The sequence below is a fragment of the Sulfurimonas sp. genome, from assembly GCF_014859695.1.
Taxonomy (GTDB): Bacteria; Campylobacterota; Campylobacteria; order Campylobacterales; family Sulfurimonadaceae; genus Sulfurimonas.
In genome coordinates this window covers 1-9,474 of the sequence record NZ_JACUTS010000068.1, presented here as the reverse complement: position 1 = coordinate 9,474, position 9,474 = coordinate 1, and the positions used below count along the sequence as shown (strand labels likewise).

The 9,474-nt window shown below is 39.1% G+C and carries 10 protein-coding genes and 1 tRNA gene; 2 read left to right on the top strand and 9 right to left on the bottom strand.

The genetic code is table 11. The features are described 5' to 3' along the window. Both IBX42_RS09875 and IBX42_RS09870 read right to left on the bottom strand, forming a co-directional pair. On the bottom strand, positions 1-203 hold a 203-nt coding region (locus IBX42_RS09875; RefSeq protein WP_294932457.1), incomplete at its 3' end, for a hypothetical protein. 151 nt (positions 204-354) lie between these two features. After that, positions 355-430, bottom strand: a tRNA-Val gene (locus IBX42_RS09870). Positions 431-591: 161 nt separating this feature from the next. On the opposite strand from IBX42_RS09870, the gene pckA reads away from it, so the two are divergent. After that, the gene (pckA, locus tag IBX42_RS09865; RefSeq protein ID WP_294932455.1) at positions 592-2,178 is read left to right on the top strand and encodes a phosphoenolpyruvate carboxykinase (ATP); all 1,587 of its coding nucleotides are present in this window, start codon (positions 592-594) and stop codon (positions 2,176-2,178) included. A 35-nt stretch (positions 2,179-2,213) separates the two neighbouring features. Here the strand turns inward: pckA and IBX42_RS09860 are convergent, their stop codons facing one another. Together IBX42_RS09860 and uvrB are read right to left on the bottom strand one after the other, a co-directional pair. After that, entirely contained in the window at positions 2,214-2,777 is a 564-nt protein-coding gene (locus IBX42_RS09860) for a DedA family protein (RefSeq protein WP_294932453.1), read from the bottom strand. Between the two features lie 13 nt (positions 2,778-2,790). After that, the gene (gene uvrB / locus IBX42_RS09855; protein WP_294932450.1) at positions 2,791-4,764 is read right to left on the bottom strand and encodes an excinuclease ABC subunit UvrB; all 1,974 of its coding nucleotides are present in this window, start codon (positions 4,762-4,764) and stop codon (positions 2,791-2,793) included. A gap of 182 nt (positions 4,765-4,946) precedes the next feature. Here uvrB and IBX42_RS09850 point away from each other — a divergent pair, with 182 nt between their 5' ends. Continuing rightward, entirely contained in the window at positions 4,947-5,078 is a 132-nt protein-coding gene (locus IBX42_RS09850) for a hypothetical protein (RefSeq protein WP_294932447.1), read from the top strand. Between the two features lie 73 nt (positions 5,079-5,151). On the opposite strand, the gene IBX42_RS09845 is transcribed toward IBX42_RS09850, so the two are convergent. From IBX42_RS09845 to IBX42_RS09825, 5 genes are read right to left on the bottom strand one after another with little or no spacing between them, the layout of a single operon-like run. Continuing rightward, positions 5,152-5,937 carry a CorA family divalent cation transporter gene (locus tag IBX42_RS09845; RefSeq protein WP_294932444.1) on the bottom strand — a complete coding sequence of 262 codons (786 nt, stop codon included), beginning with the start codon at positions 5,935-5,937 and terminating at the stop codon, positions 5,152-5,154. Beyond that, on the bottom strand, positions 5,934-6,986 hold the full coding sequence (locus tag IBX42_RS09840) for a peptidase M42 (RefSeq protein WP_294932441.1): 1,053 nt from the start codon (positions 6,984-6,986) through the stop codon (positions 5,934-5,936). Before IBX42_RS09840 ends, IBX42_RS09845 begins: the two co-directional genes overlap by 4 nt. 2 nt (positions 6,987-6,988) lie before the next feature. Then, the gene (locus IBX42_RS09835; RefSeq protein WP_294932438.1) at positions 6,989-8,038 is read right to left on the bottom strand and encodes a succinylglutamate desuccinylase/aspartoacylase family protein; all 1,050 of its coding nucleotides are present in this window, start codon (positions 8,036-8,038) and stop codon (positions 6,989-6,991) included. A 3-nt stretch (positions 8,039-8,041) separates the two neighbouring features. Beyond that, positions 8,042-8,974 (bottom strand): 30S ribosomal protein S6--L-glutamate ligase, encoded by a 933-nt coding sequence (gene rimK / locus IBX42_RS09830; protein WP_294932434.1) that lies wholly within the window; start codon positions 8,972-8,974, stop codon positions 8,042-8,044. Positions 8,975-8,987: 13 nt separating this feature from the next. Further along, positions 8,988-9,410: a RimK/LysX family protein gene (locus tag IBX42_RS09825; RefSeq protein ID WP_294932431.1), complete on the bottom strand. Its 423-nt coding sequence runs from the start codon at positions 9,408-9,410 to the stop codon at positions 8,988-8,990. Between the last annotated feature and the right edge of the window lie 64 nt (positions 9,411-9,474).

Here is a 9,474-nt window from a genome sequence, read left to right as displayed (position 1 = left end):
GCTTTTATTTTTTGTATGAGTTCATTTCTTTTTTGAAAGGCTATAGAGGGGTTTGTCCTTATTGCATCATTGGAGTACCCGACTATCTGTTCCGTGTTAATAAGACCTCTTATATTGATTCTGGCAATGTAGGTTTTAACCTTTGTTTTAGGCTCTTCTTTGTAGTAAATACCTGCAAATTTTGTTTTTATCAAATTAGACATTTTTATTTCTACCTTGTTTAAAATCTTACCGCAACATTTACCGCAACATTTTATCAGTATTTAGTAGTAAATGGATATATGGAAATTGTAACAAGTAAAACATAGGGGGAGCTTAAAGTGCCTAAAATAAGTAATTAGTAGTAATAAATGATGGTGCTCACAACTGGACTCGAACCAGTGACTTTTACCTTGTCGAGGTAACACTCTACCAACTGAGTTATGCGAGCATGAGCGAAATTTTACCAAAAAATTCTTAAAGTAATTTTTCTGCAATTAACGTATTATAAAAGTTATAAAAAAATGAAATCCGAACAAGATATTTACTTTTAATTTATGTTTATTAAGTGTATAATTCCACCCATAATTAAAAAGTACCATAAGGCAAGTTATGAACTTAACCGAGTTAGAAGAGATAGGCTTAAAAAGTGTTGGTAAGATTTATCATAATCTAAGTTATGATGAACTAATTCGACATGAGATTGAAAATAATGAGTGTGTTGTGACCAAGAAGGGTGCAACAGCTGTAGACACTGGTATTTTTACCGGTCGCAGTCCAAAAGACAAATATTTTGTAGATCGTTATCCGTCAAATCAATATATTGCTTGGGGTGATATAAATCAAAAAATCAGTGAAGAAATATTTAATGAACTTTTAGATCTCTCAAGAGAGCAGCTCTCCGGCAAAGATCTTTATGTAACTGATGTTTATAGCGGTTCTAGCGAAGCTTCAAAAAAGAATATACGTTTTATTACAGAAATAGCTTGGCAGTCTCACTTTGTTAAAAATATGTTTATTCGCCCTACAGAAGAAGAACTGGAAGTTTTTAAACCACAATTTACCGTACTAAATGCTTGTAAAGCAGTTAACGACAAATGGATGGAGCATGGGCTCAACTCTGAAGTTTTTGTGCTTTTTGACATCGAGAACAATTTAGCTATTATCGGCGGTACATGGTACGGCGGCGAGTTAAAAAAGGGAATCTTCTCTATGATGAACTACTGGTTGCCGCTAGAGGGTAAACTCTCTATGCACTGTTCTGCAAATGTAGGAGAACGTGGCGATACGGCACTTTTCTTCGGACTAAGCGGTACCGGGAAAACTACGCTCTCAACAGATCCACATAGAAGACTTATCGGTGATGATGAGCATGGATGGGATGATGACGGTGTGTTTAATTTTGAAGGCGGCTGTTACGCCAAGGTTATAAATCTTGACGGTAAGAGCGAGCCGGAGATTTACAACGCCATTAGACCCGGTGCTCTGCTTGAAAATGTCGTCATGTACGGTGACGGTGAAGTCGATTACGAAGACTCAAGCAAAACAGAGAACACCAGAGTCTCTTACCCGATAGAGCATATAGACAACCACGAACCGTCCCTAGGTGCAAGCCATCCTGAAAACATAATCTTTTTAACTGCGGACGCTTTTGGCGTTCTTCCTCCTGTCTCAAAACTTACACGTGAACAAGCAATGTACTACTTCCTAAGCGGATATACTGCAAAGGTTGCAGGAACAGAGCGCGGTATTACCGAGCCTGTTGCAACATTTAGCGCTTGTTTTGGGGAGGCTTTCTTGCCGCTTCATCCAACGGTTTATGCTAAGCTACTGGGTGAAAAGATTGACAAACATAGCGTAAATGTTTACCTTGTAAATACCGGCTGGACCGGTGGAAAATATGGTGTTGGACATAGAATGAGCATCAAAGACACACGTGCGTGCATCAATGCTATTTTAGACGGAAGCATCAAGCGCAGCGAATTTGATGTTACAAAAACATTCGGTCTACATGTTCCAAAAACTCTGGGAGATATAAATCCAGAGATTCTTAACCCTCGTAACGCATGGATGGATAAAGAAGGGTTTGATACAACCAGAGATACGTTAGCCGAGATGTTTATAGAGAACTTTAAAAAATATCAGAGCCAAGACAGCGAGTTTGACTACTCTGCTGCAGGACCAAAAATAGAGAGTTAAATCTCTCTATTTGACTTTTCTATTTCTAAAGAAGCTCAGTTCCTTCGTTTTGTGGCATGTTTCATATAAAACCATAAAGCTGAGCCAAAAACTACTAGAATTATAGGCGCTATCCATGGCTTATCTCCTACAGCCTGAGCCACTTTTACTAAAAAATTACCTGAATAGTAACTGCCGAGTCCAAAAATAAGAGCCCAAGCACCGGCACTTAAAACATTTAATATAGCAAATTTCTTAAAATCATACTTTGTCAATCCGATAGCAATCGGTATAAGTGTTTTTATGCCATAGACAAATTTTTGGATTAAAATTATCCACGAACCATTCTTTTTCATCATAATGTGTGCAAGTGCGAGTTTTCTTCTATGTTTGCGCAGACCATCAATCATCATTGTTTTTTGATATCTTGCCATGTAGAAAAGTAAAAAATCTCCAAGAGCATTTGCTATAAATGCTATAAGAATGGAGAGGCTTAAATCCATTTTGCCCATAAAAGACAAAACACCTGCTCCGACAAGGGCTATGAAACCACCGCCTAAAGAGTAGAGAAAAAGCCCTATATATCCATAAGTCGCTAAGTTGCTAAATGTATCTTCCATTTATCTATGTATCCTAAAGTTTTTTTATTTTTGTTATTTCATCACGAAGGTGAGCGGCTTCTTCAAAGTTTAGCTCACGGGCTGCGCCTTTCATTTTTAAAGAGAGCTCTTTTATCATCGCTTTTCTCTCTGAAGGCGGTATTTTATCCATTTTTTTATGTTTTTGGTAAATACCGCCGTAATCCTCAACCTTAAGATTTTCATCAAGTTTACGAATGGTTGTTGTCGGCGTAATATTATGCTCTATGTTATATTTTTTCTGCACCTCTCTTCTTGCATTGGTGATGTCAATCGCCTTTTGCATAGAGGAAGTGATTTTATTTGCGTATAAAATAACTCTGCCGTTTGAGTTTCTAGCACCTCTTCCTATTGTCTGTATAAGAGCTGTCTCACTTCTTAAAAATCCCTCTTTGTCCGCGTCTAAGATGGCTACAAGGCTTACTTCAGGAAGGTCCAACCCCTCACGCAGTAGATTTATCCCGATGAGAACGTCAAATTCGCCTTGACGAAGAGAACGTATAATCTGGTTTCTTTGTATTGTGTCTATTTCTGAGTGCATATACTCAGCTTTTACTCCCAAATCTGCAAGGTATTTTGTAAGCGCTTCTGCCATCTTTTTTGTAAGAACCGTTATCAGAACACGCTCATTTTTGGCAGTTACCTTTTTTATCTCATCATGTATATCTTCAACTTGGTTTGTTGATGGTTTTATCTCCAAAACAGGGTCAAGAAGTCCGGTAGGGCGGATAATCTGCTTTGCAATGACGCTTGACATTTCAAGTTCATAAATTGATGGCGTTGCAGATACAAAAAGATAGTGTGGAGCTTTGTTTATATACTCATCAGCTTTTAGAGGTCTGTTGTCAAGCGCACTCGGCAGACGAAAACCGTACTCCACCAAAACCTCTTTTCTGGCTCTGTCTCCCGCGTACATGCCGCGGTATTGCGGGAGTGAAACGTGTGATTCATCAACAATGACAAGATACTCTTTATGGTGCAGAGCAAAGTAATCAAGCAGAGTGTAGGGTGCTTCCCCCGGTTTTTTGTTTGTGAGAAGTCTTGAGTAGTTCTCAACCCCTTTACACATTCCCGTAGTCTGAAGCATCTCAAGGTCGAACTCTACCCTCTGTTTCAGACGTTGATACTCAACAAGTTTGCCCTCTTTTTGAAAGTATGCAAGTCTCTCATCAAGCTCCTCTTCTATGCGTTTTATTGCCACAGACATCTTCTCTTGGCTTACGCTAAACTGCGAGGTTGCGTAGATAGTAAAGTGTTTATGATCTTCAAGCTTTTTGTTATCTATTACATCAAAGGTGTAGATAGCCTCTATCTCGTCGCCGAAAAACTCTATGCGGATGGCTTCTTGCTCAAAGTAGGGCGGAAATACATCTAAAGTCTCGCCGTTTACGCGTATATGTCCGCTGTCGAAGTAGGTGTCGTTTCGACTGTAACCCATCTCTACAAGACGAAGCAGAAGCTTTTTTTGTGCAATTGTGTCGCCGATGGCAATGGACTGCACCATATTTTCATACTCCTGCGGGTCTCCCAAACCGTAGTTTGCAGATACGGAAGCCACGACGATAACGTCATCATAGCTGAGAAGATTTGCAGTTGAGGAGAGGCGAAGACGCTCAAGCTCGTCGTTTATAGCGCTGTCTTTTTCTATAAAGAGGTCTTGACGCGGGATGTACGCCTCTGGCTGATAGTAGTCGTAGTATGAGACAAAATACTCTACATGGTTATTTGGGAAAAACTGGCGAAATTCGCTGTATAGTTGTGCGGCAAGAGTTTTGTTGTGCGTCATGATGATGGTTGGCATCTGCACTTTTTCTATAACACTTGCCATTGTGTAGGTCTTACCGCTTCCAGTCACGCCCTCTAAGGCTTGGTAGCGGTTCCCTTTTATAATGGAATCACTTATAGTCTTAATGGCTGTAGGCTGGTCGCCAGCAGGCGAATAATCTGAATAAACTTTAAATTTTGACATGTGGAATTATAGCGGATTTGAGATTGTCTCAAATTACAAAACAGAGGTTTTTATAAATATTTAAAAAATTCTTAAAACTACTACGTAATTAAAAAGTGATAAGAAAGTTAAAAGTTAAATCGGATAAAATTACTCTGATTTAAAAAACTAGAGCGTAACGCGTTCTTACCAAAGGATACAAAATGAAAAAGATTATTTTATTAATCGCATTGACATTAGGTGCTCTTCAAGCAGACAACGTAGTTCACTACGACACAAAAGAGGCTCAGACCCCCATTACTAAGCCTAACCACCCAAATTCAGATATTTATTAATTTAAATATCTAAAATTTTATTTCTCCTTCTAAAATAGGTCTCTCAGCCTATTTTAGTGACAAACCTCTTCTTTTATACTCTCTTTTTAATAAAACTGATAACGCCAAGTGCAATAATCAATAAACAGACTATCAAAATAACAACGTTTGACGTTCCTGATGCACCTTCTGTAAAGGGGAGACCGCTTGTATTCATGCCGAAGAAGCCGACAACAAGATTCAGCGGTAAAAATATAGCCGATATAATGGTAAGGTTGTAGATGAGAGTGTTCATTCTCTCGTTTGTTCGCGCACTGTAGAAACTATAAAGGTAATCAAGCTTAGAGAGTTGCAGCGTAGCAGATCTCATTGTTCTCTCCATGTGTTCATGCAGGTCAATATAATGATTTAGCGGAAAATTATCACTCTTTTCATAATATTCAATCGCCCTGTCCATAGTCGAAGATGCATGTATTAGTATTCTCTCTATTCGTACAATATTGCGCTTAAGTTTTAGCCATTGGTTCATAAAAGAGTCTGCCGTTTTATTTAGGTAAAGGCTCTCCTCCATATCTTCAAGTAGGCCGCGGTAACCGTCAAAAGCTTTTAAAAGTTCATCAACCATGCCGTCTAAAATCTCATAAGGAGCTTCAAAACGGCTTCCTAAAGAGTGAAACTCTTTTTCATCCCGCTTGTATAGATAGCTGTTGTCGGGAGTGATTATAAATCCTGTGGAGACTACTTCAAGTTCATCCATAATTACCGGCAATCTGAGAATAAGCATCTCATAGCCATCGTTTTCATCAAATATAGATGGATGTTTTTCGTTTTGTAAATCCTCTAAGTGAAGATTTTCAACTAGGTCATGAATATTAGTCACTTTTCCTCTTTTATGTTTTTAGTTATATACAACTCTTTTAAAACTTTAATCATACCCTCAACTGCATTTTTTGTTGTCGTTTCATGGACTGTATGATACCCGATTGTAGGTATCTGCAGAGTAGTTCCCTGTATCTCGCCCTTGGTTGCATGAATCAATCTTCCAAGTTCTGTAGTTCCAAGAGAGCTTATCGTGCCGTTTCTTGCCATTTTAGCTTTTAGATAGTTGTCTTTAAAATCATAGCGTATCTTGTTTTTAATCGCTATTTGTTTTATCTTATTTTTTAAAGGCGACCTGAACACTGCGTTGGAATCTCTGTTTCTCATAACTATGTCTATATTTTTAATCTCATCCAGAGTAGGGTAGGGGCTAGTGTCAAGAACGAGAAGCTCGTCTGTTTTTATGTCAAAACGTCTAAACCACTCTAGCAAAAATCTCCAGCTTCTTCCAGCCTCCTCAGAAGCGGTAAAAAAAGCTGTTCCCCTATAGCCGATGGCGTACATGTAGATAATGATGGCTACGCTTATGACGTTGTCGAGTTGTGCGGAGATAAGATCGTCTTTTATCTCAAGTTTATCGGTAAAAGCTATGGGTGTTCCGGGAAATAGGTACTCAAATCCCTCTACTTTAAAGATAATGTTTTTTCTTCTTTGACATAAAAAAGCATCTTTAATCGAGCCAAGTCCCAAGTAGGTTCCAGACCATGGCTCATACGCCTGAACTTTTTCATCGACAAATCTTGCGGTAAAGTTGTGGAGCAGCTGCTCTGAACTTGAATCACCCGTCAAGTCCGCCTTGTTTTTTGCAATAAACGCAGCATACTGAAACTCGTTATGCCCCGTACAGATAAGACCATGTCTGTCGGCATGTGCAGAGATGTATCCACTTTTTGGGTCATCCCCTTTTGCTATAAGCACACCGTCGTAGTACTCAACCTTTACGCCTAACTCTTCAAGCTCTCTTTTTATAAACATAAAAAAGGGGTGTTCTTCCCCGACAACACTCGGTATTCGGATAAGTTGTTTCAATATATCGTAAAATAGTTCCATGATTACTCTATTATATCCTCGTTGTTGAGTTCAAAAAATTCGCTTAACTCAATTGAATTTTCATTGAAATACTCGATTTTATTTTCTGCTATCTCAAGATTCCTAAGTTTTGCTATGTGAAAAATCGCATCTCCCTCTTGTACAAGAGGTATCTCTGATTTGCCTATGATTACCCCGTCATACGGTGCTCTTAACTCAAAGCTGTTATCTCCGAGGGGCTCATCTATAAAAGCGATAATCTCGTCTTTACGGACAGTATCGCCGAGAGCTTTTATGGTTCTTAACATGCCGCTCTCACTTGAACGTATCCACTGACTGTTTCTTGTAGCTATAGGGTTTTTTCTATCTCTTTTTTTTGCGACTTTTGGCAGCATTCCATTTTCTCTAAGTACATTTATTATCCCATGCACACCGATTCTGATTGATGTTTCATCAAATCTTAACGCCTCGCCTGCTTCATAAAGAAGTATAGGGATGCCCTCATCTTGCGCAACTGCCCTTAGTGAGCCGTCTCGAAGTTCGGAGTGAAGAACAACGGGAGCCCCAAATGCTTTTGCCAAAGAAAAAGCGTATTCGTTGTCTATGTTTGTTCTAACTTGGGGAAGATTAGATTTGTGGATTGAAGCGGTGTGAAGGTCTATTCCAAGGTCGCATTTTCTTACGACTTCATCAAAAAATATTTTTGCAACCCTGCTCGCCAGAGAGCCTTTTGGAGTTCCTGGAAAGCTTCTGTTTAAATCTCTTCTATCGGGCAGATATCTTGAGAGCGTCATAATTCCATAAACATTAACTATGGGAACCAGCAAAATAGTTCCTTTTATCTTCTTTAAAATATTCAGTTTTCTAAGCCGCCTTATTATCTCTATGCCGTTTAACTCATCTCCATGGATGGCTGCACTGATAAAGACCACAGGACCCTCTTTTTTGCCTCTGATAACATGTATGGGGAGCTGAGTCGGTGTGTTGTAAAGTTTTGGCAGTTCAATATTTACGGTAAGATTTGCACCTTTTGGTATCTCTTTGGCACCTAAAACAAATTTTGCATCAGGCATACTCTAAGCTCCAATGCTATCTTTTTTTAATTTTCTTCTCTTCGTGTTTGTTTCACATTTCGGAGTTACGTTTTCTGCAATATAGTCCATGATTTTTCCGGCGATATCTATCTTTGTAGATTTTTCAATCCCCTCTAATCCAGGTGAAGAGTTTACCTCCATGACTAAAGGACCTCTTGCTGAAGGTATCATATCAACCCCGCAAACTCCAAGACCCATCGCTTTTGCGGCAGCAAGCGCCGTTGTTTTCTCTTTTCTAGAGAGTTTATGAGCAGTTGCACTTCCTCCCTGATGGAGGTTTGAGCGGAAATCACCCTCTGCACCTTGTCTCTTCATAGCACCGACCACTTTTCCTCCCACAACCAGAACTCTTATGTCGGCTCCGCCTGCCTCTTCTATATACTCTTGAACAAGAAGATTTACATCCATCCCGTAAAATGCGTCTAGTACAGACTTTGCCGCCTTCTCACTGTCTACTAAAACTACTCCGACCCCTTGCGTTCCCTCAAGTATCTTGAGTATCAGCGGCGCCCCTCCGCTTAGTTCAATAACATCTTTTGCATTTGATTTGTTAGAAGCAAAAACGGTTTTTGGCATATCTACACCGTTTTTTGAGAGTATTTGAAGGCTTCTAAGTTTGTCTCTGCTTCTTGCAAGAGCTAGATTTCCCGATGTTGAAAAGGTAGACATCATCTCAAAGTGCCTTACCATGGCAGTTCCGTAAAAAGTTCTGCTCGCTCCGATTCTTGGAATAATGGCATCAGGAGCGGGAAGCTCTTTTCCCTGATAGTTGATTTTAAGCTCGCCCTTTGCTATCTCAATGCTGCATTTTAGATAGTCAATCACTCTGACTTCCCAGTCTCTTGCCTGAGCGGCTTCAACCAATCTTTTTGTAGAGTATAGTTCTTTGTTTCTTGATAATATATAGACTCTCATATTTTTCCCTCTATTAGATTGTTTTTGTAAGATATTCTTTTGAAACATCAACTAAAAATTTGTTTGCTAAAAATTTTTTGCCAATCAGCATAGGGTACTTCATGTCTGAGCGGTTTGTAAGAGATATAACTGTTTTATAGGTTTTTCCAAAAAACTCAACATCGACCCGGATTGATGGTCTGTGCTGCAGTTCTCCGTTTGAGCTGCGGACTTTTTTCATAGCATAGAGAGGAACAGCCATTTTTTTCCCATTGTATGCCGTATGCACTTCATCCAATAGTTTAAAATGTACAATATTCTCATCATCTACAAATATATCGTCGCAGTGTAGAGCGTTTGAATCTGCACCGGTATCAATTTTTGCATCAAGATTATAAAGATCTAAGTCCGGAATGGATATAAGCTCTTTAGTACCGATAATTTTTTTCTCTCTCATTAAGCAAATCCGATATTTTATGTTGATTATATCACAAGACTTCTTGTAGTTCTCGAAAAACAAA